The sequence below is a fragment of the Fusibacter sp. A1 genome, from assembly GCF_004125825.1.
GTDB lineage: Bacteria > Bacillota > Clostridia > Peptostreptococcales > Acidaminobacteraceae > QQWI01.
This window is the reverse complement of the sequence record NZ_QQWI01000003.1, coordinates 42,701-68,892: the sequence shown is the minus strand read 5'-3', so window position 1 is coordinate 68,892 and position 26,192 is coordinate 42,701. Positions and strand designations below refer to the sequence as shown.

Genomic DNA, 26,192 nt, shown 5'->3' with positions numbered 1-26,192 from the left:
TGAATTTTTTATGAATTTTGGTTTTGGTCGGCCTACTTATGGTATACTGTCAAAACAGGAGGTGAGAAAATACAAGAAACTTACAATTTCATTTCAAGCGCCAGATCCACTGGTTATGAGTTATTTGTCAGATAGTGATGATAGATAATATGTACAGTGGGGGACGAGGACAGGGTTTATCGAAAGTTCGGCGGGTACCCTGCGGCAACTCAGTGCCGTTAACGACAGGTCAAAACCTGTGAGCAATCACAGAGACAATACCTAGGTTAGCTGAGACAACTTAAGCAAAGTTTCTTCGTGCGCATTTTTGCGTGTGTAAAGTGGCATATTGTGCCGCTTTTTTTAATGCCTTCAGCCTGCTGAAGGCTTTTTTATTATCCATCGCCGTGGTGGGTATATACGAAACAGTCAAATACTAGAGGTGAATAATATGTGTGGAATAGTTGGTTATATTGGTGTAGGAAACGCAGTTCCTGTTCTTCTTGAAGGACTTGCGAAACTCGAGTACAGAGGGTACGACTCTGCGGGAGTCGCTATTTTGAACGGCAGCAACCTAGAAGTACACAAGTATAAGGGAAGACTTCAAAATCTGGCGGACCATATCGAGCCGCTTTCGATGGACAGCCATATCGGTATCGGTCATACAAGATGGGCCACTCACGGTGAGCCGTCAGACCTGAACGCGCACCCGCATACGAATGTCGCAGGTGATATCGCAGTCATCCATAACGGTATTATCGAAAACTACTCGCAGATCAAGGAATGGCTGATTGCTGAAAAGGGGATCGTGTTCCAATCTGAAACGGATACAGAAGTCATCGCCCACCTAATTGATTATTACTACGAAGGCAACCTGGTGGATGCCGTATACAGCGCGATAGACAGAATGGAAGGCGCCTATGCGATTGGTGTTGTAAGCAAGAACCACCCTGACGAACTGATCGCAGTAAGAAAAGACAGCCCGCTTGTGGTCGGACTTGGAGAGCACGAACAGTTTATCGCATCGGATATTCCTGCGCTACTCAAATACACAAAACAGGTATACCTGATCGAAAATGATGAGGTGGTGATCCTAAAAAGAGATAGCGTTCAAATATTCGACGCTTTCAGACAACCGGTTCAGCGTGACATCTTCGAAGTGACTTGGGATGCAGAATCGGCAGAAAAAGAAGGTTACGAGCACTTTACCCTAAAAGAGATCCATGAACAGCCAAAAGGACTTCACGATACGCTACACAGAAGAATCAACAGTGAGGGTAAATTCAATTTTGAACATATCCACCTAACACCAGAAATGCTTAGAAAGATCAATAAAGTCTATATCGTTGCATGCGGTACCGCATACCACGCAGGACTGATCGGCAAACACGCCATAGAAAAAATCGCTAAAATTCCAGTATCGGTAGAAGTCGCGTCCGAATTCAGATACAGCGAGCCTTTTGTCGATGAGAACACGCTCTTTATCGCAGTGTCACAATCGGGAGAAACACTCGATACCCTGCAGTCGCTAAGAGAAGCGAAAAGACTGGGCGCAAGAGTCCTATCCATCGTCAATGTAGTTGGCTCGTCAGTCGCTAGGGATTCAGACGACCTGTTCTATACTTGGGCAGGTCCTGAGATAGGCGTCGCTTCTACAAAAGCCTTCACAACCCAACTGATGGCCTTCTACATGCTAGGGCTGCACCTTGGTTCACTCAATGGCAACGTGGACGATGTACAGTACAAGACATGGATTGAAAAACTAAGCGGAATGGAAGCCTTGACTGCCGACGCACTAGAAACAGAAAAGCAGATCCAAAAGGTCGCATCAGAACAGTTCAACAACGACAGCGTCTTCTTTATGGGGAGAGGAGCCGATGTGGACATCGCAATGGAAGCCTCTTTAAAACTTAAAGAGCTAAGCTATATCAACTCCTTTGCAATCGCTGCTGGCGAGCTAAAGCACGGCACAATCGCACTGCTTGAAAAGGGAACACTGGTAATCGCCCTTGCCACACAGTCGAAACTATACGAAAAAACCGTAAGCAATATCAAAGAAGTAAAAGCGCGTGGTGCCTACGTGGTGGCAATCGCACAAGAAGGAAACAAGAGCATCGTAAGCGTTGCCGACGAAGTCATCTACATTCCAAAATGCGATGACCTTCTAGCTCCGCTCTTATCAGTAATCCCAATGCAGTACCTTGCCTACTATGTTGCCCTAAACCGCGGCAACGATGTGGATAAGCCAAGAAACTTGGCTAAGTCGGTAACAGTGGAATAGAAACTGAGGTGTACCGATATGGTGCACCTTTTTTTATGGATAGGGTGGTTTTGGATAGAAGGGTTTTGTAGTTGGAGGAACGTGGATGCCCTTGTACTTTTCGACGTGTTTTTGTGTAACATTTTCTACAGCTTGAATGAGCAAAATAATAAGATACGCCATAACGGCAGTTCAAAGTAGCTGGTAAATACTTTAACCCCAAGGCGTGATAAGCGATCCGATTTTACATTTCTCTCAAAGTACCAATACAGGGTTGCGAATACTTACATCATTACTTTAAGGACGCACTTGTAGCGTGTAAGCCAGAGATACACGGACAAGTTGAGTTACTGACGCCGATTCACAGGCAAATGATAGATTATCTGTATGCATGGGATTCGTCTGCTACTTCCTGGTTTAGGGTTTTCGAAGAATGTTTCATGAGAGCTGCTACAATATGGAGTGAATACCAAGAGACTGAAAAAGCCCAAGACATTATTAATGCTTACATTGAAGAGGGATTTGTATATGTTGAACCAATCATAAAGTGTTTTCGTGAGAAGTGGTGCCAAATTGATGAGCGTAACATATTTGTATTGACTACCCTTGAGGAATGCAAATGGTATAGGCATGCCTCTTCCTTTAAAGCGGTATCGTGTGTGTATCTTCATAGATGATCAGGAACCGAAAGGAGAATTACTTTATGAAAAAGCTGATATTCATATGTGGACCAAATGGAGTAGGGAAAACAACAATAGCAAAAGAAGTATTAAAAACAGTTCCCAAAACTGTTTTCGAGAATATAGCGTACTGAAAGAAGAGATATAAGGAGTCGCTTGATTTGCTTTCATATACAAGGAGATGTTCATATGTATATCAAAAAAAATATAGATGTAGTCTTTATACTGCCAATAACTGATAGTGGTGTTCTACTTTTCAAAAACAGAAAAAGTGGTTATTGGGAGTTGCCTGCAGGTCCTACAAGGATCAACGAAAGTGTGTTGGAAACTGCAGTACGGTATTGCTTGGAACAGACAAATCTTAACCTAGTGACCACTGACTATTTAGGTGACTTGAATATTGTCTTTGAAAACCATGTTAATGAGATGACTATGGGAACTGTTAAAGGATATGTACAAGATGTTTCATCATTTATAGATAATAGTCATTTTAGTGAAATCGTTCAATTTGATGAAAATAACCCACCTTCGCCTTTTTGTAGTACGTGTCAGATGATTTTGAATGAATATCTCACTTCTTGAGCATTTTTATTAAAGCATTGAAAAGAAGAATTCTGATTTAGTTGAAAACATCAGATATTAAGAATTGCAATTTCATGTTTCACCTTTTTATATCAAATCACTTCTAATTCAATAGCCTCTTGTTTTTCATAATATTTGTACTCATATTCTTTTCCATCACAATATACGTAAACATCGTTTCTACCATTTTTATACCAAATGGAATAGGAATAATCTTTTTCAAACATAGTACTTAGCTTCTCATCTATTAATAGTGCAAGTTTTGAAAACATCTTATCGTTACTTATCGAAGAAATATTTTTTAGCTTAGGATGGTTAGTAAGCTTTTTCAATATTTGCCATCCTTCTGAACCATTCGTCATATTGTATGGTTCAAAGCCAAAATCTAGATATAATTTGGCTGCCAACCAAGTATGCGTTTGTGTGTGCAACATTAATTTATCATGACCTAAATTATTAGCAACTTCCAAAAGCTTTGATATCAACGGTCTTGATAAACCCTTCCCTTGATATTCGCTTTTTATGGCAACCCAATCAACTGTGGCTTCATACTCATCTTCATTATTCTCCAATAAAGAAATGGTTGCGGTTGCTATTTTTTCATAATTATCATTAACTATAAAAAAACAACGTTTATCTAATTCAACCTTAAAATAATCAAAGAAAGCATGGAAATATTCCAAAGCTTTTTTGGAATTGCAAATAGAACCTGATTCCATTTGAATTTCCACCCATTCTTCCTCATCGCCAGGACGATAAAACTCATAGTGATAACCACTGGGTAAATCATATTTTTGAATCTTTGAAGTATCGCTATAAGTCATTGATAGCTCATGATACAATAGTGTTTTTTCTAAATTTTTCATATTGCAACTCCTTGAAATTATAGGACGTAGTTTTTCCCTTATGAGTTATATTGTATCTTTGAAAGCTCATTTTTACAATTAAAGTAATTAGTATTAAAGTTCTGGAATATTTTATTTATGATGAACAAACCGATTCTGAATTGTGTGGTTGACTATGACATGGAGAACTTAAAAGCACAAGATTTTGATGAAAGACATCAAGTATCTTGTGCTTTTTTATTTCAGCAAGCGCTTTAACCAATTGCTTTCATGGTATTAATTGAAATCCTCAAAGACCTATCGGACTTGACCTTTTCATTCAGCAATCCTTTTGCTTTGGGACCGGTTAACTTTCCAGACTCATGCAGCCGCTTGATGACTGATCTTGAGACGTTCAATTTCTTACTCAAGATTTTGTCGACGCGTTGCCCTAAATTGAAAGGGCACTTTAACTCTATCATGCCGGGGGCATCCAAGTTCACCATCTCTCCTGTAATGTCAAAGGGTACGGATGCAAGGTCGAGGTGCACTTTGTTCTTTTGATGGAGTATCGAGTCAAAGCCCACCTCTCTTGCTAACTGCAAGTCGTTGCCCATAAAACGCTCAAGCATGGTAAGGGGCATCTCTTGCGGACTAATACGTTCGTGGACGGTGAGGTTATAAGTCGACTTGCACTTTTCACAGCAGTAAATCAACCAGATATCCAGACTCATTTTATTTGCGTTGACTCTGAACTTTTCAGTATTGACAAAAGTGGCCTTGTGCCCGCATTTGGAGCAAGTCTTGATAACGGTTGGCAATGCCAGCGGTTCGATGGTCCATGTTACAGTGTTCAAATAGCTCATATGCATTCTCCTAATTTTGTGTAGAAACTAAAGTTACATTAGGGAAAGCAAAGGCTATTCATAAATAATTTATCTATCTATGCATAGCCTTTGCTATGCAATTGAGATCTCTCTAAGCATAAATGTGCGCTCCTTTCGTATTCTTGATAGCTTAAGTATAGGGCTGGTAGGGTGAAGATACGACCTCATGTTTGTTTATGAATCAAGTTATAGGCGTTTAAAGCGCAATAAAAAACCAACGGCAAGCGTTGGTTTAAGATGACTTCTTTAGGTTTAGAACGATACGTTGAATGCTCTTTATCGACAGATAGTATTTATCGGCAAGTTCAGCGGTGCTTAAGCCTTCGATATAGTCCTTGTAGATACTCGAGTTTCGCGTATGAAGCTCATTCCTTGTCTTCGTGTTTTCCCCCCAAGCTTTTCTGTTATCCGCTTTTTTAGGGATATATAAGTATTCACCTTCGACATAATTCTGAATGAGTTCAATAATCTCGTCTGGTAATATTTGTTTTGCATTGGTATAGCTCATCTGCGCCTCCTAAATGTAATGTGACTGATTTAAGGATTTGCAAAAGCTATCTTTACTGACATTTGGTTGTTACAACCTATTCAATTTACGCGATAGCTTTTGCTACGCAGTAATAACATATCTTAGCATAAAATGGGGTCCTCCTTTGTTATGTTAAATTCATCATAGACCGATATGGATAATTCTTCAATAAAGTGAGTAATCATGTAACGCAAGTGTCATATTTTGAAAGGTTGGTGAATGGACCTCAACTTCTACCTAGATAAGAAGATGAGGTGTCTATCTTCTTTGGAAAATGATACTTTTTTAGTGACACAGTTATTGAGGAATGCAAGGAAGTAGGTTTATGATGCACGAAATTAGATTTGATCAGGTGAAAAAGTTTTTAGATGCCCATCTTTTGTTCAATACAGTCAGTTTTCACATAACAGGGGCTGAAAGAGTCGGTATTGTAGGAAATAACGGTACCGGGAAAACAACGATACTGAAACTGATAGCAGGAATGATACAGTTGAGGCACTGTGCGGGTTACCCTTATGCTCCCGTGCCACCGGGTTACGATGAGGGATGGGTGAAGGTCACAAAAAATACTAGCACGGCCTATTTGGAACAGGTTCCAAAGTTCGATAGCGGTGAGACCGTTTATGATGTTCTGAATTCAAGCTTTTCAGCCCTTTTAGAGCTGGAAGCTCAGCTAAGACGGCTAGAGGGTGAGATGACACACTTGAAGGATGTGGAACTGACAAGGACCCTTGAAAACTATAGCCGGCTTACCCAGGAATACGAAGTGAAAGGCGGTTATGAGACCGAGGAAAAACTAAAGAAAGTCTGCACAGGGCTCAAGTTCAACGATGAGTTTTTAAGTAGCGCCTTCGAAAGGTTGAGCGGTGGCGAGAAGAAGATCGTCCTTTTAGGAAAACTCCTCATTGAGACACCCGACGTGCTGCTGCTCGACGAACCGACCAACCATCTTGACATGGAGTCGGTTGAATGGTTGCAAACATTTATTAACAGCTATAAGGGGATTGTCGTTATTGTATCTCATGACAGATACTTTTTAGATAAGACCGTAAACAAGATTGTAGCGCTGAGTGACAAACGGTGTAAAACCTATCATGGAAACTATACCGACTTTATCAGGCAGCGAGAGGAAGAAAGGCTTATTCAGTCCAACAAGTACAAACAGCATAGCAAGGAAATCTCGCAAATCAAGGGAAGCATTAAAGAATTGAAACGCTGGGCTGATAAAGCTGACAATTCAAAGTTCAACAAGCGTGCCGCGAGTCTGGAGATCAAGCTAGACAAGATGAAAAAAGTTGAAAAGGTGAAAACCCAAAATCGGACCATGCAACTGGATATTGCGTCTGGTTCAAGGTCTGGAAACTCGGTAATCGAAGTGACTGACCTTTGCAAGAAGTTCGGGGACAGGGTCCTATTTGAACACGCCAACATGCATGTTATGTACGGCGATAAAGTGGCGCTCATCGGCCCCAACGGTAGCGGTAAAAGCACCTTTGTCAAAATGCTTCTGAATGAACTTGAACAGGATAAGGGAGAAATCAGGCTGGGTGCGAGTACGAAAATCGCCTATTTGCCGCAAAACCTTGTTTTTGAGGACGAGAACGATACGGTACTGGAATGCTTTTGCGATGACTTGAAGGTGCTAGAAGGAAAAGCGAGGGAACACCTGGCTCGATTCATGTTTTACGGTGGCAATGTCCATAAAAAGATAAGGCACCTCTCCGGTGGTGAGCGAATTCGTTTAAAGCTGAGCAAGTTGTTTTTTGAAAACGTGAACACAATCATCCTTGATGAGCCTACAAATCACTTGGACATTGAAGCTATAGAAAGCATCGAATCGGCACTGGCTGACTTTAAAGGCACGCTGCTTTTCATCTCACATGACAGATACTTCATCAATCGCATGTGCAATAGAATTGTTGCGCTAGAAGAGAAAAAACTGGTCAATTACTTAGGGGATTACGACGACTATAAATCAAGTTGCTTGATAGTAAAAATTAGACAATAAAACAAGCAGTATTGAGAGCGGATGGATTATTAGAGAGATATTTGGGAAATATAGGATTGGGTCAGTGTGATATTCAAAGCAAGTGATAAAACATAAGCAAAAAACCGCATCTCGATTAAGATGCGGTTTTTATTTAGCGTTCATCTTGGTTAAGTTCGATCATGATATCGACCAGCTCTGGATGAAACTGGCGACCTTTTTCCTCGATCAGGACAGCGAGTGCCTTTTCTACCGAAAATGCCTGACGATAAGCTCTTTCGGAGGTCATCGCATCGAACACATCAGCGATTTGAATGATTTGTGCTTCGAATGGGATCTGTTCGTTTTTAAGGCCTCTGGGATAACCGGTGCCGTCATAATGTTCGTGGTGGCAATAGGCCAACTCCGCGATTTCTGCAAAACCATCGATGCCGCTTAGAATTTTTTGAGCGTGCAAGGGGTGTTCCTGGATGGTCTTGTATTCCTGGTCGGTCAATTTTGCAGGTTTAATCAGGACTTCGGTGGGAATTCCTATTTTACCCACATCGTGAAGGATGGCGGCGTTTTTAAGAACGTTGATCCGCTCGTCCGACAACTTAATTTTTGAAGCGATCTTAAGCGAAAGCTCCTGCACTCTGTTGGCATGGCCTACCGTATAGGAATCCTTGACCTCGATAGCGTTGACAAGGACGTTTGTGATGTTCTGATACCTTATGTCGGACTGCTCCTGATAGTGCTTTAGCGTGTAGATGTTTGAAAACTGTTGTGCGAATAGTTTTAAAAGCATCTTCGACTGTTCTGTGAAGGGAACTCCGCTAAAGTTTTCAAGGCAGATGACACCGATTTTCTCACTGCTGAGTTTTATCGGCGCATACAGGGAGATATAGTTTTCGTAGGTGCCCAGCGCTTTGAAGATGTCGAGCATTTCTTTAGAAAAGCGTGCGTCGTCGCGTTTTGTGACTTTTATCTCATAGGCGTCTATCAACTGGTTGTCTGGGCTTTTGTAGTCGATGAAGGCGTCGTATTTTGTAAATTTGAGTTGGTTCAATAAATTGAGGTCATATCCTTTTGAAGCGATGGGTACGTAATGATCGCCGATCAGTTCATAATAGGATCCTTTTTGGGCTTCATCGATTAGGTCAAATACGGTATCGAAAGAATGATTGATAAAATCTGTCTTAGACAAATGATTTGTGTTTACAAATGAGTTTACAAGGAGTGAGAATTTATAATCAATCAGTCTATTTACTTCTTTTGAAATCACATTTTCCATGAGTAGGCTCCTATACGTATTATTACTTAAGCCTATTATACCAAATTCTTTGGGGTCTCATCATAAATATTTGATTTGACTTCATGCTTTGAATGGAAAATCTATCTGTCCGATGCAATCAGTGCGATCATGGCGCTTGCGAAGGTCTCACCCCAGTTTAGATAATCGTGACCGCTCCTGAATACCTCGCTGGTTACTTTGTAGTTCTTAGCTTTCAAAATGGAGATCATACGCTCGTTGGATTCGATAAGCGTCGGTTTGGCGATCGGTGTGTTCTCAAGTATTCCGTAGGTGATGTAAAATTCGACTGCAAGCGGTGGGTGTTTTTCGTACTGGTCGAGCAGCCATTCATCCTGCTTGTACGTGCTATCCTTCCAGAAGAACGAACCGGACTGTGAGATGCATTTGCCAAAGACATCGGGGTGTTTGAGACAGGCGTATGCAGAAGCCAATCCACCTAGGCTGAATCCACCGAGGAGGGTGTCGTTTTTTGTCCTGTCCGCCGGGTGCCTGGTCTGAATATAGGGCAGCAACTCAGTTGTTAAAAAGGCGTTATACTCGTCATTGAAGGTCAGTTCGTCCACCCTTGTGGCGGTAGAGCTTACAAAGACAACTATGACGGGCTCGATTTTTTTAGCATGGATCAGATGGTCGAGCACCTTTGTTGCAGACAGCCAATTCACATAGGTGTTGCCGTCATTCAAAATAAGCAGTTTTTTTACTTGGCAGTTGTCCCTTTTCATGCCAATGGGAGTGTAGATCCAGAGTCTTCTCTCGTTGTTGAGGCGTTCGCTTTTAAAGAGGACCTTCTCCAAGTCGCCTTCAGGGACCTTGTGGTTCTTTTGGGTCCACTCCTTGTTTGGATTTTTAGGCATCCTGACATAGGAGCTGACAAAGTCTTTGCCTACAGGCTTTTCGGGGTCGTCTTTCATGAAAAAGGTCTTTGGGTTGAGCGTATCTAACGTGAAGTTGTTGTGTCTGTAGACGCTGTCATCATCAAGCCTATCGCTTATGGACATCCAGTAGATGAACTCGATATCGTTCGGCAGACGGTAGGTCTTGTACCAGATGTTCGTATCAGCGATTTTTTCCATTCGGTTTTTCATGTATTCAAAGCCGATGCCTGTTCCGTGAAGGACGATGTTTTCAACAGGCGACTGTCCCTCATGATAAAGAAAAGTCACTGTGCAGTACTGGTCGTCGATCGCTTCGATTAGAGGATACTCCATGCGTTCAACGGTGTTCCAGAACTCGTCCTGATCAAGTTTGCCGAATCGTTTGCTTGATAGGAATGATGCGATCGTGCTATTCGGTCGATTTCGTGCTGGGTACAGATGCGATAGGAGTGTTTTTTCATGAAGGTCTTATCGTATGAAAGGGTTGTGAGCATGTGTCTTGAGGTGTCGAACTCACCCTTCATGGATACGTCGATCGTATTTAGAAAATCGTCGACATGAAAGGCCTTAGCGATAAATCCGGTGGCTCCTAAGCTGAGCGAATCGACCACTGTCTGCAGCGTACTGCAAGCCGCGCACATGACAACCCTGCAGGTCGAGTCGATTTCGATCAGTCTTTTTAACGCTGTGATGCCGTCCATTTTAGGCATGTCGATGTCCATCAGGACAAGGTCCGGAGCATGTTTTAAGAATGCCGCGATACCGTCCATGGCGTCCGCCGCTTCGGCAACCACCTTGTAGCCGTTCTTTTCAAGAATGTCCTTTTGCATAAACCTCATAAAATCGGAATCGTCGATAAGCAGCACTGTGACAGGTTCAACGGAACCTGTCACGTTAGACAATTTTTTATTTAGCCGGTCGGCAAGCTGATGCATTTCCTTGATATCATTTGTCATCTGATTCATCTTCAGCCGATATGCGGATTCGAGCGCTTTCGGATCGGTGCAGTCCATGAGCTGCTTGATTGCATCCAGACTGAATCCGAGATGCTTCAGTTCGATGATCGACAGTAACTGCTGTATCTGGTCTTTCGAGTAATAGCGGTAGTTGCTCTTCTTATTCACATAAGACGGATTAAGCAGGTTGATCTCGTCGTAGTAGCGCAGGGCGTCTGTTGATAGGTTTACCAGTTTGGAAATCTGTCCGATTGAATACATGGTTTTCTCCTTTAAGTTCGTCACTTACTATTGTACACTCTGGTGTGGCACGAGAGTCAACACAAAAGTGGAAAACGACAGCCTCAAAATTATTGCCCAATCTGCTCCCAACGGCTGTATTATCAAGTTAAATAGTGTAAAATGGATGAGGATGGAAATTGATGAAATCAGCTAAGCGAGGTACTGATATGAAATACGATTTGATTTGCATTGATATGTTTCAGACGCTTGTGGATATCAACACGCGTACAAAATCGGTCTGGATGCGCATTTTAGGTGAGGACTATACTCCTGACAAAGGAGCTTTCTATAAGAACCAACTTATCACAAGGGCTGTGAACGGATTTTTTACTGTCGATAGTTATAGTTCGCAGTTCGTCACGCTCAGAACGGTGTTTTTAAAATATTTTACAGAAATCATGACGGAGTTTGAATTGAAGACGGACCCTGAGGTGGCGGTGGATATTTTCCTTGAGGAGCATAACTACTGCGACAGTTATGAAGACGTGCATGCGTTTTTTAACCGATTGAAGGATAGGGTCAGAATTTGCCTTGTAAGCGATGCGGACCACAGCATGGTGCATGGTCTGCTGGACCGGTTTGAATTTGATCATGTCTTCATCTCTGAAGCGGTGGGGGCGTATAAGAACGATCCCGAGTGCAGGATGTTCAATTCGGTTTTAGCTTATTATCAGATAGATCCGAAAAAGGTGCTGCATATCGGTGATTCGTCCGCGGACATCAGCGGAGCGAGCAGGGCGGGAATTGCCAGCTGCTGGATCAACAGAACAGCAGAAACCTGGAAGCATCCCATCAAACCCACCTATACGGTAAAGAGCCTGCTCGAGGTAATCGACCTTATCGATTGATGTGAAAGGAAGCATGATTTATGGGGAATGATCAGTATAGACTGGATTTTAAAGCGCTGTCTTACGCGCTTGGATTCGGGGAGCTTTTAACAGAACCCGAGCGGATTTGTGGAGGGTTGCTCCATAGGATGTATCGGGTTGAAACGGCAAGCGCGACCTATGCCGTCAAGGCGCTCAATCCTCAGGTGATGAAAAGAAAACCTGCGATGGGGCATTATCTCTTTTCAGAGAAGGTGACAAAGCTCTGCCTAGAAAACGGAATCAAGGCGCTACCGGCGCTTGTAGTGGCTGAAAAGGCTATGCATGAGATCGGCGGACAGCACTATATGGTATTTGATTGGTTTGAGGGTCGTGCAGTGAATGAGTTGAACATCGATCATCGCAGATGCCTAGTCATGGGTGAAGAACTTGCCAAAATACATCTTCTTGATATGGGCGACCTTGCAAGCGAATACGATAGTGGAAAAGATGACTTTTGCGAATCGGATTGGGCGGCATATGCCCTTAAATCAGGCGGTCATTCTTGGCATCAAGCTTATCTTGAGCAGGTGGAAGTGCTGAAATTGCTACAAAAAAGAGTGAATCAGGCACAGAAAAACCTTGAGAAAAATCAGGTGGTCAGTCACCGTGATCTCGATCCCAAGAACGTACTTTGGGACAAGTGTCAAAATCCGATGCTGATCGACTGGGAGGCGGCTGGGCTTGTGAACCCGACGGTGGAACTGATTGAAGTGGCACTCTCGTGGTCGATGACTGAGGACGACGGTTTCATTAAAGAGAACTTTCAAGCGGTGCTTGAGGCTTATGGGCGCTGTGGCGCTAAAATCAAAGATGACATCGAAGATGCGCTCTATGCGGCTTGTGATGGCAAGCTAGGTTGGCTTGAGTACAGTTTGAGACGCGCTCTAGGAATAGAGGCTAGTGACAAGGACGAGATGGAACTTGGCGCTAGTGAGGTCGTCTCGACGTTGAAGAGTATCGTCAACCACATGAAGTGGATACCGACGCTAAAAGGCTGGATTAGCAAAAGCGTTTTGAGGGCGAAGTAAGCATAAATAAGTGAAAAGGGATTTACGCCGGTAGATGGACTGCCGCTGCGTAAATCCCTTTTTTAGTTTACTTTATAGAATCAAGTGCCTTTCCCAAGCGTTTGACGATTTCCTGACACTCCTCTTTTGTCACATTCAGTGGTGGAAGGATTCTCACACAAGTAGGGCCTGCGCCGATCAGAAGCAGATTTTCCTTTAGCGCCTCACGGACGACTTCGCTTGCCTTTACCTTGAGTTGAATGCCTATCAGCAGTCCGGCCCCTGTCAAGGAATCGATCAAGGGGGAATCCAGCCCGAGAATGCCGTCTTTAAGTACCGCGGACATCTCGTCGACGCTTTTTAAAAAATCGACATGACTGACGGTAGATAGAACATGCTCAGCCACTGCGCATGCCAGCGGGTTGCCTCCGAAGGTGGATCCGTGATCGCCAGGCGAAAGCACATCGGCCCTTTTGTTGACCAGTGTCGCACCTATCGGAAAGCCTGCACCGAGCCCTTTGGCAAGGCAGAGCACATCGGGAGCGACATCTAATGTCTGGTAATAGAACAAGCAGCCCGTACGCCCGATTCCGCACTGTACCTCATCAAAGATGAGCAGCGCGTCATAGTTGTCGGCAAGTGTTCTGGCATGTTTTATAAAATCTCTATCCAGCGGATGTACGCCCGATTCGCCCTGGATGGGTTCCATGATGATCGCGCAGACTTCATGGTCCATCAGATCAGTAAGCGAATGGATGTCGTTTGCGGGACAGGATAGTGTATGCGTCACAAGGGGAAGAAAGGGATGCCTGTAGTTTTCGTTTGACGTGACGGCGAGCGAACCGACCGTGCGACCGTGAAAACTGCCGCTGATATAGAGGATCTTATTCTTTTGATTACCGGTGAGACTGCCGAACTTACGGGCGATCTTAAGCGCGGCCTCGACCGATTCGGTGCCGCTATTTGAAAAGAACACGCTGTTCATGCCGCTTTTAAGAACGAGCTGCTTTGATAGTCGGTTCATTTCGGGCGTGGTGTACAGGTTGGACACATGTGTCAATCGTCCTATCTGGTTTGTGATCACCTCGTTGAGTGATGCGTTCGCATGGCCTAGAGAGTTTGCCGCCACTCCGCTGACGCAGTCAAGGTAAGGTGTACCAAATTCATCATATACCCAGATGCCTTGTCCTCTGACAAGATTTATTGGATGTCTCGTGTAGGTGTTCATCATATGGTTCATAGCCTTTCTCCTTCTTGATAGAGATGCGTTCCCTCATCCAAACTGAAGAGGAAAGCCTTTAAAAGCGCATCTTTGTTTTTGCCATTAATGATTATGACTCTTTGGGTTCCTGTGTTAAGCGCGTCGATGCAGCTTTCTATTTTTGGAATCATACCAGCGCTGAGGCTTCCGTTTTCGATCAGGTCCAGGGCCTGACCTGTGTTCATTTTTCTGATACGGCTCTTTGAGTCTTTGATGTCTTTATAAACGCCATCGGTGTCTGTCGCATAGATCAAAAGCTTTGCGCTAAGGTGTCCGGCCAGTGCCGACGCCATGGTGTCGGCGTTGATGTTATACACTTGTCCGGTTTCGTCGCAGGCCATCGAGGCGAGAACTGGGATGAGACTTGAGTCGGTCCAACGCTTGAAAGCTGTTTGATCGACAGATTTCAGTTCTCCCACGAACCCAAGGTCATGCCTTTTGAAGCGGAAAATGGGTGACGCTGTCACAGGGAGTTTTACGGGGGTGTCGAAAGAGACGATGGGAACGCCCTTGTCCTTTAAGTCGCTTGTAAACTGTCTATGAACTTCGTTGAAAAGCACTTCTTCGATCACTTTTAAATGAGGAGTCGGGGTGATCCGGTAACCATCCAGCTTTTCAGTAGGTATTTGCAGCTTTTCAAATCTCTTTTCGATGAAAGGCCCGCCGCCGTGGACGATGACCATCTTTTGTTTAAGGTCTAAAAGTGTAAGGATATCGGTTGTGAATTGCTTGCGGACGTTTTCGTCGACGAGGACGCTTCCACCGACTTTTAAAATGATTAAATTATTAATCGTATGCATAATTATTACCGCTTCCTTTCTTATTTTTCACTAGTATACACATTCTGAAACGTTTTTTCTATATTTTTTTAAAACTTATTGCATATTTATCGGAATGTATGTATAATCATGCTCATGAACGGAGGTGGTACGATGCGTGTTTCAGTGATAGGTGCAACAGGTTATGCAGGCAAGAATCTAGTCAAACTACTGGTGAACCATCCAGTTGCGACGATCAAGGTGTTGACATCGAACCAGTACATAGGCAAATCCTATGAGTCTTGCTTCGGTGAGTTCAGAGGCTATGATCTACCGGTCTTAAGTGCCCATGAACATGTTTTTGAAGTGCTTGAGGAACTGGATGTCGTTTTTTTGGCGCTGCCCCATGGAATAACCATGGATTACGTCAAACGGCTTAGGACGAGTGGAAAGCTCGTGATCGATCTAAGCGGCGACTACCGGTTGACAAAAGAGGAATACGACCTGTGGTATCAGGTCGACCATATAGATGAAGAAGGTCTTGAAGAAGCCGTTTATGGATTGTCGGAAGCCTTTGGGGAAAGTATTGAAGGATGCAGGCTGATTTCGAATCCGGGTTGCTACCCGACGGCGAGTCTTCTCAGCCTGATGCCCCTTGTGAAAGAGGGCCTGATCGAGCTTGGTAGCATCGTGATCGATGCTAAATCTGGAGTCAGCGGTGCTGGTAGAACACTTAGGACAGACCTCTTATACTGCGAAGTGAATGAGAGCTTCAGGGCGTATGCTCCTGGAACACATAGGCATACGCCTGAGATCGAACGCTACCTGTCGGATATCGCAGGCGAACCTGTGATTGTACAGTTCACACCGCATCTGATCCCAGTGCACAGCGGTCTTCTTGTCAGCGCATATGCGACCCTGAAAAAGGGCGTGGACGGCAAGAATGTAGAAAACGCCTTTCATCAGTTTTACTCGGAGAAGCTGTTCATAAGGATCATCGAAGGATTGCCCGAAACCAGGTGGGTTGTTGGAACGAATTTCGCGGATATAGGATTTAGCGTAGATAAAAGAACGGGCCGTGTGCTTGTGTTTTGCGCGATCGACAATACGATAAAGGGCGCGGCAGGGCAAGCCGTCCAAAATATGAACCTTTCCTTGGGGCTTGAAGAGACCATGGGATTGAAATAGGAGCGATTATGAAACCGAAATATGATATTATTCCAGTCGATGGATTCGAAGGCGCAGGCCTTCATAGTGGTGTGAAACGTAAGAAAAAAGACCTAGGCGTCATCTTTGCGAAAGATCCGTGTGTGGCTTCGGGGGTGTTCACCCAGAACATCACAAAAGCGGCACCTGTCCTCTTGAGCGAAAAGCATATCCGTTCAAAGGACGGCATACACGCCATCGTTGTCAACAGTGGAAATGCGAACGCGCTGACAGGTCCGCAGGGAGCACATGACGCGCAGACGATGGCGGATGAGGTGTCGTGCGCGTTCGAGGTCCCCTCTGAATCGGTACTTGTAGCGTCAACAGGAATCATCGGTGTGGCAATGCCGATGGAGAAGATCAACTTCAGTATCAAAAGACTCCCGGTTGAACTGAGCCACAATATGACCGATTTCGGTCAGAGTATCCTGACCACAGACACCTTTTTAAAAGTGGCATCCCTTATGGTGGAAATGGACGGAGTTCCGGTGACTTTTTTAGGACTTGCGAAAGGCTCTGGAATGATTCATCCCAACATGGCGACGATGCTCGGGTTCATCTTGACGGATGTGCCGGTGGAAAAAGCCTTCATGGACCAGGTGCTCTTTGAAGCGACCGACAGCACCTTCAACATGATCAGCGTGGACGGGGACACTTCGACAAACGACATGGTCCTGATGCTTGCAAGTGAAAAGGCGCAGATACAGACGATCGACGAACAGTCGGGTCATGCGCATGTCTTTAAAACTGCGGTACACGCGGTATGTGAATCCTTGGCAAAACAGATCGCCCATGACGGCGAGGGAGCCACCAAGATGATTGAAGTGAAGGTGGAAGGGGCGCAAAATAACGCAGACGCGAAAAAAGCCGCTAAATCGGTTGTTTCCTCAAGCCTTGTAAAGGCAGCCTTTTTCGGTCAGGATGCAAACTGGGGAAGAATCGCCTGTGCGCTCGGATATTCAGGCGCCGCATTCAGCCCCGAACGTTTCGACTTGTCGATCACTTCAAAACTGGGGTCCGTGGCCATGGTTGTGGACGGTATCGCACAGGAGTTTGACGAGAAATACGCCTTCAACGTTCTTCGTGGAGATGTTCTGAATGTCCTGATCGATTTGAAAATAGGACAAGCCACCTCTAAGGCATGGGGATGCGACCTATCTTATGATTATGTGAAAATTAACGGAGCTTACCGCTCGTAAGGAGATAGTTATGAAAAAGAAAGTGATACTTGCCTATTCGGGCGGACTGGATACGTCTGTCATCCTGACCTGGCTCAAGGAAGATTGCGGATATGATGTGATCGCTGTGTGTGTCAATGTGGGGCAACAAGAGGATTATCAATTACTAGAGGAAAAAGCGATGGCTACTGGCGCCGTCAAGGCCATGGTCATGCATGCTGTGGATGAGTTTGTCCAGGACTACGCCTTTAAGGGACTTAAGGCAGGTGCCATCTACGAGGGCGACTATCTTCTTGGAACGGCCTACGCACGACCTCTCATCGCAAAGCTTTTGGTGAAGGTCGCTAAAGAGGAAGGCGCTGTGGCGATCGTGCACGGAGCGACAGGAAAAGGGAACGACCAGGTAAGATTTGAAGCGACGATCAAGGCGCTCGCACCCGATCTTTCAATCATAGCGCCTTGGCGTGAGTGGTCGATGAAGTCACGTGAGGACCTGATAGATTATGCGGTGAAGTACGGGATACCCATACCTGTATCTAAAAAGGACAGTTACAGTCGAGACGAGAACATCTGGCACTTGAGCCATGAGGGGTGTGATCTGGAGGATCCATGGAGCGCCCATCCCACCTCGATCTATCAGCTCACCAGCTCGATCGACGACGCCCCGGACAGCGGTGAAGTGATCACCATCGACTTTGAAAAGGGCCTCCCTGTTGCCATAGGCGGAGTGCGTCTGACCTCTGTGGAAATGCTGACCGCGCTTAATCGAATCGGTGGCAAACACGGAATCGGTGTGCTTGATATTGTGGAGAACCGGTTGGTGGGCATGAAATCAAGAGGCGTGTATGAAACTCCTGGAGGCACGATCCTGCACAAGGCGCACCAGTCGCTTGAAAAGCTGGTGTTAGACAGGGATACGCTGCAGTATAAGCAGCTGATCGCCATCAAATACTCAGAACTGGTATACAACGGACTTTGGTACTGTCCGCTTAAGACCGCGCTTGATGCCTTTGTCGAGCAGACCCAGGCATTTGTCAACGGCAGCGTAAGGATCGAACTTAAAAAGGGGAACATCAGAATTTTAGGCACAAAATCGCCGGACAGCCTGTATTCGTTTGAGCACGTCACTTTCGGCGAGGACCAGGTATATGATCAAAAGGACGCTCAGGGATTCATCAATCTTTTCACGCTACCCTTAAAACTCACTTCGATGTTGCAGCCTGGCAAGCGTGACCTCTTATGAGCACCAAGATGTGGGCCGGTAGGTTTTCAAAGGATCAGAGCGAACTTTTCGATCGATTCAACGCATCGATCGGAGTCGATTATTTCTTGGCCGCATCCGATATTGAAGGGAGCATCGCCCATGCAAAGGGGCTTTGCAAGCTTGGTATATTCTCTGAAGACGAACTCGATACGGTGACTGAAGCGCTGATGCAGATATCCGCTGAGATCGTTACCGGCGAGCTTGTGCCGACAGGTTCGGATGAAGACGTGCATATGTGGGTGGAACGCGTGTTGAGCGAGCGGACAGGAGTATTGGGTAAGAAGCTTCATACCGCAAGGAGCAGAAACGACCAGGTCGCAACTGCGACAAAAATTTGGATGAGGCAAGCCGTGATGGATCACAAAATGGCTGTTGTGAAACTGATAGAGGTGCTGGTGGACCTAGGGCGTGACACTGCAGATACACTCATGCCAGGTCTGACCCATTTGCAGCATGCCCAGCCGATTACGATGGGATTTCATCTTCTGAGTTATGTCGAGATGTTCAAGCGTGACTTTCTGAAGCTAAACCATATACTTGCCTATCTTGATACGTGTCCACTTGGCGCTGGAGCGCTTGCGGGCACCAATTACGACATGGACCGCGAGTTTGTCGCAGGTGAGCTTGGTTTTTCAAAACTCGCCGTGCATGCGATGGACGCTGTCAGCGACAGGGATTACGTGCTTGACTACCTTAATTGGGTGAGTGTGTCGATGATCCACTTAAGCCGCTTGAGCGATGAAATGATCCTATGGAATTCGCCTAATTTCAGTTACATCAGGCTTTCAGACGAGGTGACATCGGGTAGTAGCATCATGCCCAACAAGAAGAATCCGGATGCGTGCGAACTGATCCGTGGCAAGGCATCTGTAGCTACCGCAAGACTCAGTGCCATGCAGGGAATCCTAAAGGCGCTCCCACTTGCCTACAATAAGGACTTGCAGGAAGATAAGAAGCTTCTGCTTGAAGCATACACCGATACGGTGATGTCAATCGAGATGATGACGCTCATGCTTGAGGGGATCTCATTCGATGAATCAAAGATGAAAAGAGCGGTTAAACTCGGGTTTATGAATGCCACGGATCTTGCAGACGCACTTGTTTTAAAAGGGGTGCCTTTCAGAGAGGCGCATGAGCTGGTCGGAAGAGTGGTGAAGGTCGCAAGCGACAAGGACTGCCCGCTTGAAGACCTCCGTCTGAGTGAATTCCATGAGGTTTCGAATTTATTTGACTCATGGGTCTATGAGGTTCTTGATTACACGGTCTGCCTAAATAATAAGAAGTCGGTCGGCTCCACTTCTGTTTCGAGCGTAAACGAGATGCTCACAAGCGCGTACGAGTGGTTAGCTGAAAGGAAGTAAGCAGTTCTTCTCTGATACCTTGGTTTAGTGATATACTTAATCCAAGGAGGGTGTCTATGTTATCTGTATTGTATGAGGAAAAAATAACCCTTGAACTAGAGGAAGTGGAGTACTTGCATCACTTAAAATCAAAGGATGTGCGTCATTTTGAACTGGGTATCGATGCTGAGCTTTATAAGCGGTTCAACTTAAAGAAGAACAACTGGAAGGACTTTGATTTTGCCTACCATATCCCTTATCACACGGGAGAGACCTATCTGCCCGAGTTTATTAAAGAACAGCAATCAAAAAAGGCTTATGAGGCCTATTTCACCTTTATCGACCGTACGAGATTCAAAGAGACACCGACGGTGGTGGTTCATGCTGGGATGTCAAAGAACACGGATGAGAACCTAGCCTATCTTGACTATTTGCTCAACCGAACCGAACAGCTCGGACTTGGGGTACGTTTCGCACTGGAAACCATCAGAAGTAAAGATGGTACGACCGCCTACACCAGGGACGATATCAGGGTGCTGATCAACCCCTTTAGGTCAAGCCGTCTTAAGATGTGTGCGGACCTGACCCATGAATATAGGACGGATGGCGTCGTTAAAGGATATGAAGAGGATATCATCCATACGCATTTTCACGGTTTTACGGAAACAACCGCCCATCATAGTCTGACAAAAGAAAATAAGATGCTTTTTGAAGAACATCTTGGCGGGTATGTAAAAAAAGTACCGACGGTGCTCGAAAATCTATACGAAGAAGGATACTTGGAGAAACTCTTGTACGATCTTGATTGGATCAATCATAGCGCAGTGAAAAAGCTTTAGACTATAACGCGTCTAAAGCTTTTTTTATTTGATTCATTGCAATTTCGAGTGTGGATTTTGGACATGCCACGTTCATCCGCATATGGCCTTCGCCGCCTTTTCCGAAAGCGTCTCCACGGCTGAGCGCCACGCCGGCGTTTTTGATCATGATTTCCTGAAGGGCGTCGTCGTTCAACCCGTAGGATGAAAAATCGATCCATAGAAGGTAGGTGCCTTGGGGCTTTGCCAGCTTCACATTAGGGAAATGCTCGTGGAAAAATCCAATGACGAAATTGATGTTGTGTTCTAGGTAGACAAGCAAATCCTCAAGCCAGGGTTCGCCTTTTTTATAGGCGACCTCTGTAGCGCTTAGGCTGAAGCTGTTATTGAGTGTGAGATCCACCTTGGCCAGTGAATTTGCCAGTCGTTTTCGATCGGACTCGTTCGGACAGATGGCAAAGGAGGTCTGAAGACCCGCCAAGTTGAACGTCTTGCTGGGCGCCGACAAAACAACGCTATTAAGGGCAAATTCCTCACTGATCGAACCGAAGGGTATGTGCCGGTAGGGCTTATAGACAAGGTCGCAGTGGATTTCGTCGGAAATCACCTTCACACCGTGCTTCAGGCAGATATCGCCGAGGGCTGTCAGTTCACTTCTGGTCCAGACCCGTCCTACAGGGTTATGTGGATTACAGAGGATGAACAGGGGTGGCTTATTGTCGATGATCAGCTGCTCAAAGGCCTCTATGTCGATAGAATAGCTGGAGTCCTTCTCTTTTATCAGCTGGTTTACGAGCACCTTGCGACCGTTCTCGCGTATTTTGTTCGCAAAGGGAGAATAGACAGGCTGCTGGATAAGGACGGGATCGTTGGGTTTTGAAAGCGTTTCGATTAAAAAGTTCATCGAACTCATCACGCCAGGGCTGAACACCAGCCATTCTTCCTTCACCGGCCAGTCATGTCTGCTTTCATACCACGCTGCAATCGCTCTGAAGTAGCTGTCTTTTCTGTGCATGTAACCGTAAATTCCGTGTTCCGCCTGAGCCTTGACTGCCTCGATGATGGGTGGGGCTGTTTTAAAGTCCATATCTGCGACCCAAAGGGGAATGATGTCGTTGGTTCCGTAATGGGGATACATGTCATCCCATTTAAGCGCATTGTAGTGCCTGCGGGAGATGCTTTCGTCAAAGTTATGCATGGTGCCTCCTTGTCGGTTGGGTTCAAATGAAGATTAGGTACTGAGGAAAATGAAGTTACCTGAATCAGTTTCCTCTGCAAGGATTGAAAGCCCTTTTTTATGAAGTATTAGATCTTTTGGGTGGTTGTAATGACCCATATTGGTTTATCGAGGGGGATTGCCCTATCATGCGCATCCATTTAGACCATCTCCTCTTTTGAATGTATACCATATAAATCGATAAGCAAACGGTTATCGGCAAATCAAATCGGTGGGTGGTCACTTATTCATGCAACAAGGGGATTTGAACTTTTCACTAGCCTGCCATGGGGAAATATGGTTAAATAAAAAAAACTGTACTGAAAGGTGGTGTAGTGTGAGAATTAGTTCTTTTAACCCTGTCGTATGCGGGCAAACAAAAATTTTAATTCTTGGTTCGATGCCCAGCGTCAAATCGCTTGAAGAAAACATGTATTACGGAAATCCAAGGAACCACTTCTGGGAACTGATGGCCAGGCTTCTTTGCGTCGACATGGACACAGGGTATGAGACTAGGATACAAAGGCTGCTTGAAGGAGGCATCGGACTATGGGATGTTTTTGAAAGCTGTCAGCGAAAGGGCAGCCTTGATCAGGATATCAAAGAGGAAGTGCCCAACAATCTAGTTGACCTGCTTGGCAGGTATCCGAATATCGAGTGTATCGTGCTTAACGGTTCTAAAGCGGCAAAGGGATTCGACAAGCATTTCAAGTTGAACATTCATACGATACGGCTCCCGTCCACGAGTCCTATTCCAACTAAATACTGCAAGTCGCTTGATGACAAATGGGAATACTGGAAGGTTCTCAGAGCCGAACTATAAGGCTTTTCAAATGCGGTGCGGTTAGTGTACAATAAGAACGGACTTCAACTGGAAAGGATGTATGCCTATGGCGACAAGTTTAGCGCTGATTCTGCTTCTTGGAATGACAGCGAACTATTTATTTTCAAAATTCAAGCTTCCCGGACTTCTTGGAATGCTTCTCATAGGTGTCGCTCTGGGACCTTTCGGACTTGACCTACTTGACGAGAGTCTGATGATGGTGTCCTCAGAGTTTAGAAAGATGGCGCTTATCGTCATACTTCTAAGGGCGGGTCTTGGAATCAGTAGGGATGATTTGAATGCGATTGGCGGAGTGGCGATAAGGATGAGCTTCATTCCTGGAATTCTTGAAGGGTTCGCGGTACTTGGAGCGAGTATGATGCTGTTTAATCTTCCCTTTTTAGAGGCGGGAATTTTAGGGTTTATCATCGCGGCGGTATCGCCTGCTGTGATTGTGCCCTATATGTTAAGGTATAAATCCGAGGGGTATGGAACAGACAAGCGGATTCCTACGATGATACTCGCAGGCGCTTCGGTGGACGACGTATTCGCCATCACCATCTTTTCGACGTTCTTAGGACTTTCAATCGGTGGCGAGTCGAATGTTGCGATGAAGCTTTTAGGAATTCCCGTATCCATTTTGGTAGGAATATCAATTGGAATCATCATCGGATTCATACTCGTCAAGATTTTCGAAAAATATCATATAAGAGATACAAAAAAGGTGATGATGATCTTAGGCATCGCCATCATGCTGACAGCACTCGAGAACGCACTCAAAAGTAGGATTGAAATAGCAGGGCTACTAAGTGTGATGGCAATCGGTTTTATCCTACTCGAAAAAAGACCCCATGTGGCAAAGAGGCTTTCTATCAAGCTGAACAAGATCTGGCTGTTTGCAGAAATTCTGCTGTTTGTGCTGGTTGGAGCCCAAGTGAACGTGGTTCTTGCATGGGATGCGGGCGCTCTTGGACTACTGCTTATCGCAGCTGGTCTATTCGCACGAAGCCTTGGCGTGATCATTTCTACTATCGGCACAAACCTAAATAGAAAAGAACGGATGTTTTCTGTTATCGCATACTGGCCTAAAGCGACGGTTCAGGCGGCGATCGGTGCCGTGCCGCTTGCGATGGGTGTTGCAAACGGCGAGCTGATCCTTGCGCTTGCGGTGCTGTCGATCGTGGTCACGGCACCCCTTGGAGCCATAGCACTGGATCTGACACATAAGAGACTACTAGTAAAGGAGCCCCTCGAATAATCGAGAGGCTCTTTTTTATGTTGATTTACATGTTGCCGTTCAAATAGAAGTTGGCTTCGTTCTTGTACTGGTAGATGGTGCTGTTTTCAGCCAACCAGGAGTAATACTCACCTGCTCTTTCAGGGTTCAGGGACTCATAGGACTTTGCCAGTCCGTAGTAGGCTTCTGAAGCGTTCGGCCTGATCGTAAGCGCGTTTTCATAGGCTGCGATGGCTTCTTGAAGGGCGTCTAGGTTCCTATATGCGTTGCCAAGCTTTATATAGGTATCACTGTCCTCAGGGAAAATCGTGAGTGCCTTTTTATAGTATTCGAGTGCCGAACGGTGGTCTTTGAGCGTGGTGTCAAAGATGTATGCGGTTCTCTTTAGGCTGGAAACGTGCGAGGGGTGCATATCTAGTACCATTTCATAATAGTCCAGGGCCAACACATATTCTTTTCTTTGATAAAGCGCTTCTGCGATAGCGTAATACTGGTCGACTGTCGGTAGGTTGAGTGTCACAAGCTTACGTTCGCTGTTCCAATCGACGACACCGCCGAAAAATTCTGTTAAGAATCTGATGGAAACAAAACTTCGACTGTTCCTGATCGATAGCGGAACGTCCATCTCATAGGCCCTGTCATTCACAAGCACTGTTTTTTCACCGAGTGTGAAGACCAGCTGGTCCTGATACCTGTTGACGATGACGCTCTGCGTCTGTTGATCCCATTTGACCTGACATCCCATCAGCTCAAGAATCCTCCTGAGCGGAACAAGGGTTCTGCCTGAGTCGATATAAGGATCCACATCAAAGAAGAGTTCGGTGTCGTTGAGTGAAATCCTAATGGGTTGTTCTTTTAGCTTTGTGACAATCAGGGCGTTGCTGATTTTTCTGTCGGGTTTGCTGACATAGACCCCGTCCTTCATCATGCCTGACGATCCACCGCCGTCCAGGTTGATCGCATTTGTAAGGCCAAGGCTTAAGGCAAGCTCTGTAAGTGTGTCGAGTGTCATCGAATCAGTGGTGACAAAGGCCATCTGACCCGTAGGGGCGGTCCCTATCAAGGATCGTTTTGCCCTAGTGCCTACCAGTTTGCTGACACTGAATCCTTCGCCTTTGGCATCCAGTACCTTTACTCCGTCCTTCACAAGTGTCGGTCCGGCCCCGATAGCCGTGCGTATATCTTTGAAGGGCACGGCCGTGTCCGTCAGATTCTGACTTGCGTCCCTTTCGAAGGTGCTTAATTTATAGTCCACCTTATCGCCTAGCTTAAAGAGGTGGGTGATATTGCTGTTTCTGGTTACGATGATGTAGCCGTGAGTAGGGATCGTGGGAACATAGTCATAGATTCCTATGACTTCGTTCCGGTCGACAGCGACTGCGAAGACTGGGGCGACAGGGAACTTGCCGGTATAATGGTTGTTAAAGATCATGATCGCGTCAAGCCTGTCGAAATAGTGGTTGATATTCCATGCGGACCAGCTGTAGGGCCATTCCCACTGGTCGTTGATCGCCCCCTCGATCTTGATGCCTAGTTTTTCAACATGCATTTGATTGTCGCCGTCAAAACCGACCACAGAGCCCGTGTGCATGATATGTTCTATCTTTCCGTCCAAAATCAAGGTGCTCACAGGTTGTGAGTCGGGCTTCATGTTAAAGAAGGACCCGTTGATGCTTGCGATCACAGATTCGTTCTCGTTCTTTGGAGCGCTCAGCTTTTCTAATGTCTCCACAGAACCTATTTTTTGTTCTGCCAAGGAAAGCTCCACTTTGAGGGTCTTATCGTTTAGGTCGATCCACTGCAGATAATAGCCGTAGGTGTTACCCTCGAAGGTGAATTCAGATGGTTCGAGTATCGGTGGTTCTTCTATTTGGTCGTTTGTAGTGTCAGCGTAGGAGGTGGATAGCGTCAGGCCTATGATAAGAGCGGCCGCCACCGATCGTACAAAGTTTTTTTTCATCTTAGGTGTCCTTTCTAGTTGAGATGTTTTCATCATAGCATGGCTTTAATTTTACGGATAGAATATTACAGTCGCTTTCTAAAACTTGTAATGTTAGCGTCACATTTTTAAGAAAAACTT

23 protein-coding genes are annotated in these 26,192 nt (G+C 45.4%); 13 read left to right on the top strand and 10 right to left on the bottom strand.

Translation table 11 applies throughout. The features are described 5' to 3' along the window. The first annotated feature begins 430 nt into the window (after positions 1 to 430). The 3 genes from glmS to DWB64_RS04315 all read left to right on the top strand — a co-directional run bounded on the left by glmS (position 431) and on the right by DWB64_RS04315 (position 3,501). Complete coding sequence (gene glmS / locus DWB64_RS04325) at positions 431 to 2,260, top strand: glutamine--fructose-6-phosphate transaminase (isomerizing) (RefSeq protein WP_129486973.1); 1,830 nt, start codon at positions 431 to 433, stop codon at positions 2,258 to 2,260. Positions 2,261 to 2,942: 682 nt separating this feature from the next. After that, positions 2,943 to 3,053, top strand: a complete 111-nt coding sequence (locus DWB64_RS04320) for an AAA family ATPase (RefSeq protein WP_164980232.1) — start codon at positions 2,943 to 2,945, stop codon at positions 3,051 to 3,053. 55 nt (positions 3,054 to 3,108) lie between these two features. Next, entirely contained in the window at positions 3,109 to 3,501 is a 393-nt protein-coding gene (locus DWB64_RS04315; RefSeq protein ID WP_129486971.1) for an NUDIX domain-containing protein, read from the top strand. 92 nt (positions 3,502 to 3,593) lie between these two features. Here DWB64_RS04315 and DWB64_RS04310 read toward each other — a convergent pair whose 3' ends face one another. The 3 genes from DWB64_RS04310 to DWB64_RS04300 all read right to left on the bottom strand — a co-directional run bounded on the left by DWB64_RS04310 (position 3,594) and on the right by DWB64_RS04300 (position 5,720). Next, positions 3,594 to 4,367, bottom strand: a complete 774-nt coding sequence (locus DWB64_RS04310; RefSeq protein ID WP_129486970.1) for a GNAT family N-acetyltransferase — start codon at positions 4,365 to 4,367, stop codon at positions 3,594 to 3,596. 233 nt (positions 4,368 to 4,600) lie between these two features. Further along, positions 4,601 to 5,191 carry a DUF1062 domain-containing protein gene (locus DWB64_RS04305; RefSeq protein ID WP_164980231.1) on the bottom strand — a complete coding sequence of 197 codons (591 nt, stop codon included), beginning with the start codon at positions 5,189 to 5,191 and terminating at the stop codon, positions 4,601 to 4,603. Between the two features lie 253 nt (positions 5,192 to 5,444). Beyond that, positions 5,445 to 5,720, bottom strand: coding sequence for a CD3324 family protein (locus DWB64_RS04300; RefSeq protein WP_129486968.1), 276 nt, complete (start codon positions 5,718 to 5,720; stop codon positions 5,445 to 5,447). 346 nt (positions 5,721 to 6,066) lie between these two features. On the opposite strand from DWB64_RS04300, the gene abc-f reads away from it, so the two are divergent. Next, complete coding sequence (gene abc-f, locus DWB64_RS04295; RefSeq protein WP_164980230.1) at positions 6,067 to 7,749, top strand: ribosomal protection-like ABC-F family protein; 1,683 nt, start codon at positions 6,067 to 6,069, stop codon at positions 7,747 to 7,749. Positions 7,750 to 7,882: 133 nt separating this feature from the next. Here abc-f and DWB64_RS04290 read toward each other — a convergent pair whose 3' ends face one another. From DWB64_RS04290 to DWB64_RS04280, 3 genes are all read right to left on the bottom strand, one after another. Further along, positions 7,883 to 9,001 (bottom strand): HD-GYP domain-containing protein, encoded by a 1,119-nt coding sequence (locus DWB64_RS04290; protein ID WP_129486966.1) that lies wholly within the window; start codon positions 8,999 to 9,001, stop codon positions 7,883 to 7,885. Between the two features lie 101 nt (positions 9,002 to 9,102). Continuing rightward, positions 9,103 to 10,230, bottom strand: a complete 1,128-nt coding sequence (locus DWB64_RS04285; protein ID WP_129486965.1) for an esterase family protein — start codon at positions 10,228 to 10,230, stop codon at positions 9,103 to 9,105. After that, positions 10,215 to 11,114, bottom strand: a complete 900-nt coding sequence (locus DWB64_RS04280; protein ID WP_129486964.1) for a response regulator — start codon at positions 11,112 to 11,114, stop codon at positions 10,215 to 10,217. Before DWB64_RS04280 ends, DWB64_RS04285 begins: the two co-directional genes overlap by 16 nt. A 161-nt stretch (positions 11,115 to 11,275) precedes the next feature. On the opposite strand from DWB64_RS04280, the gene DWB64_RS04275 reads away from it, so the two are divergent. Then, positions 11,276 to 11,983 carry an HAD family hydrolase gene (locus tag DWB64_RS04275; RefSeq protein ID WP_129486963.1) on the top strand — a complete coding sequence of 236 codons (708 nt, stop codon included), beginning with the start codon at positions 11,276 to 11,278 and terminating at the stop codon, positions 11,981 to 11,983. A 20-nt stretch (positions 11,984 to 12,003) separates the two neighbouring features. Next, positions 12,004 to 13,032 carry an aminoglycoside phosphotransferase family protein gene (locus tag DWB64_RS04270; RefSeq protein WP_129486962.1) on the top strand — a complete coding sequence of 343 codons (1,029 nt, stop codon included), beginning with the start codon at positions 12,004 to 12,006 and terminating at the stop codon, positions 13,030 to 13,032. Positions 13,033 to 13,099: 67 nt separating this feature from the next. Here DWB64_RS04270 and DWB64_RS04265 read toward each other — a convergent pair whose 3' ends face one another. After that, on the bottom strand, positions 13,100 to 14,251 hold the full coding sequence (locus DWB64_RS04265) for an aspartate aminotransferase family protein (RefSeq protein ID WP_129486961.1): 1,152 nt from the start codon (positions 14,249 to 14,251) through the stop codon (positions 13,100 to 13,102). Next, positions 14,248 to 15,072: an acetylglutamate kinase gene (gene argB / locus DWB64_RS04260; RefSeq protein WP_129486960.1), complete on the bottom strand. Its 825-nt coding sequence runs from the start codon at positions 15,070 to 15,072 to the stop codon at positions 14,248 to 14,250. Before argB ends, DWB64_RS04265 begins: the two co-directional genes overlap by 4 nt. A 132-nt stretch (positions 15,073 to 15,204) precedes the next feature. Here argB and argC point away from each other — a divergent pair, with 132 nt between their 5' ends. From argC to DWB64_RS04235, 5 genes are read left to right on the top strand one after another with little or no spacing between them, the layout of a single operon-like run. Continuing rightward, positions 15,205 to 16,218, top strand: a complete 1,014-nt coding sequence (gene argC / locus DWB64_RS04255; RefSeq protein ID WP_129486959.1) for an N-acetyl-gamma-glutamyl-phosphate reductase — start codon at positions 15,205 to 15,207, stop codon at positions 16,216 to 16,218. An 8-nt stretch (positions 16,219 to 16,226) separates the two neighbouring features. Then, on the top strand, positions 16,227 to 17,435 hold the full coding sequence (gene argJ / locus DWB64_RS04250) for a bifunctional ornithine acetyltransferase/N-acetylglutamate synthase (RefSeq protein WP_129486958.1): 1,209 nt from the start codon (positions 16,227 to 16,229) through the stop codon (positions 17,433 to 17,435). Between the two features lie 10 nt (positions 17,436 to 17,445). Next, the gene (locus DWB64_RS04245; protein WP_129486957.1) at positions 17,446 to 18,657 is read left to right on the top strand and encodes an argininosuccinate synthase; all 1,212 of its coding nucleotides are present in this window, start codon (positions 17,446 to 17,448) and stop codon (positions 18,655 to 18,657) included. Beyond that, complete coding sequence (gene argH / locus DWB64_RS04240) at positions 18,654 to 20,039, top strand: argininosuccinate lyase (RefSeq protein ID WP_129486956.1); 1,386 nt, start codon at positions 18,654 to 18,656, stop codon at positions 20,037 to 20,039. Before DWB64_RS04245 ends, argH begins: the two co-directional genes overlap by 4 nt. A gap of 56 nt (positions 20,040 to 20,095) precedes the next feature. After that, positions 20,096 to 20,857 (top strand): TIM barrel protein, encoded by a 762-nt coding sequence (locus DWB64_RS04235; RefSeq protein ID WP_129486955.1) that lies wholly within the window; start codon positions 20,096 to 20,098, stop codon positions 20,855 to 20,857. A gap of 1 nt (position 20,858) precedes the next feature. Here DWB64_RS04235 and DWB64_RS04230 read toward each other — a convergent pair whose 3' ends face one another. Next, a complete protein-coding gene (locus DWB64_RS04230) occupies positions 20,859 to 22,034 on the bottom strand; it encodes a MalY/PatB family protein (protein WP_129486954.1) in 1,176 nt (391 codons plus the stop codon). 355 nt (positions 22,035 to 22,389) lie between these two features. Between DWB64_RS04230 and DWB64_RS04225 the strand changes: the two genes are divergently transcribed. Next, complete coding sequence (locus tag DWB64_RS04225; RefSeq protein WP_164980229.1) at positions 22,390 to 22,875, top strand: DNA-deoxyinosine glycosylase; 486 nt, start codon at positions 22,390 to 22,392, stop codon at positions 22,873 to 22,875. A 67-nt stretch (positions 22,876 to 22,942) separates the two neighbouring features. After that, a complete protein-coding gene (locus tag DWB64_RS04220; protein WP_129486952.1) occupies positions 22,943 to 24,133 on the top strand; it encodes a sodium:proton antiporter in 1,191 nt (396 codons plus the stop codon). A gap of 25 nt (positions 24,134 to 24,158) precedes the next feature. On the opposite strand, the gene DWB64_RS04215 is transcribed toward DWB64_RS04220, so the two are convergent. After that, on the bottom strand, positions 24,159 to 26,072 hold the full coding sequence (locus DWB64_RS04215; RefSeq protein ID WP_164980228.1) for a stalk domain-containing protein: 1,914 nt from the start codon (positions 26,070 to 26,072) through the stop codon (positions 24,159 to 24,161). Between the last annotated feature and the right edge of the window lie 120 nt (positions 26,073 to 26,192).

Coding starts and splice junctions, on each gene's coding strand:
- glmS (WP_129486973.1), top strand. CDS start 431: ATGTGTGGAATAGTTGGTTATATTGGTGTAGGAAACGCAGTTCCTGTT.
- DWB64_RS04320 (WP_164980232.1), top strand. CDS start 2,943: ATGAAAAAGCTGATATTCATATGTGGACCAAATGGAGTAGGGAAAACA.
- DWB64_RS04315 (WP_129486971.1), top strand. CDS start 3,109: ATGTATATCAAAAAAAATATAGATGTAGTCTTTATACTGCCAATAACT.
- DWB64_RS04310 (WP_129486970.1), bottom strand. CDS start 4,367: ATGAAAAATTTAGAAAAAACACTATTGTATCATGAGCTATCAATGACT.
- DWB64_RS04305 (WP_164980231.1), bottom strand. CDS start 5,191: ATGAGCTATTTGAACACTGTAACATGGACCATCGAACCGCTGGCATTG.
- DWB64_RS04300 (WP_129486968.1), bottom strand. CDS start 5,720: ATGAGCTATACCAATGCAAAACAAATATTACCAGACGAGATTATTGAA.
- abc-f (WP_164980230.1), top strand. CDS start 6,067: ATGATGCACGAAATTAGATTTGATCAGGTGAAAAAGTTTTTAGATGCC.
- DWB64_RS04290 (WP_129486966.1), bottom strand. CDS start 9,001: ATGGAAAATGTGATTTCAAAAGAAGTAAATAGACTGATTGATTATAAA.
- DWB64_RS04285 (WP_129486965.1), bottom strand. CDS start 10,230: ATGGAGTATCCTCTAATCGAAGCGATCGACGACCAGTACTGCACAGTG.
- DWB64_RS04280 (WP_129486964.1), bottom strand. CDS start 11,114: ATGTATTCAATCGGACAGATTTCCAAACTGGTAAACCTATCAACAGAC.
- DWB64_RS04275 (WP_129486963.1), top strand. CDS start 11,276: ATGAAATCAGCTAAGCGAGGTACTGATATGAAATACGATTTGATTTGC.
- DWB64_RS04270 (WP_129486962.1), top strand. CDS start 12,004: ATGGGGAATGATCAGTATAGACTGGATTTTAAAGCGCTGTCTTACGCG.
- DWB64_RS04265 (WP_129486961.1), bottom strand. CDS start 14,251: ATGAACCATATGATGAACACCTACACGAGACATCCAATAAATCTTGTC.
- argB (WP_129486960.1), bottom strand. CDS start 15,072: ATGCATACGATTAATAATTTAATCATTTTAAAAGTCGGTGGAAGCGTC.
- argC (WP_129486959.1), top strand. CDS start 15,205: ATGCGTGTTTCAGTGATAGGTGCAACAGGTTATGCAGGCAAGAATCTA.
- argJ (WP_129486958.1), top strand. CDS start 16,227: ATGAAACCGAAATATGATATTATTCCAGTCGATGGATTCGAAGGCGCA.
- DWB64_RS04245 (WP_129486957.1), top strand. CDS start 17,446: ATGAAAAAGAAAGTGATACTTGCCTATTCGGGCGGACTGGATACGTCT.
- argH (WP_129486956.1), top strand. CDS start 18,654: ATGAGCACCAAGATGTGGGCCGGTAGGTTTTCAAAGGATCAGAGCGAA.
- DWB64_RS04235 (WP_129486955.1), top strand. CDS start 20,096: ATGTTATCTGTATTGTATGAGGAAAAAATAACCCTTGAACTAGAGGAA.
- DWB64_RS04230 (WP_129486954.1), bottom strand. CDS start 22,034: ATGCATAACTTTGACGAAAGCATCTCCCGCAGGCACTACAATGCGCTT.
- DWB64_RS04220 (WP_129486952.1), top strand. CDS start 22,943: ATGGCGACAAGTTTAGCGCTGATTCTGCTTCTTGGAATGACAGCGAAC.
- DWB64_RS04215 (WP_164980228.1), bottom strand. CDS start 26,072: ATGAAAAAAAACTTTGTACGATCGGTGGCGGCCGCTCTTATCATAGGC.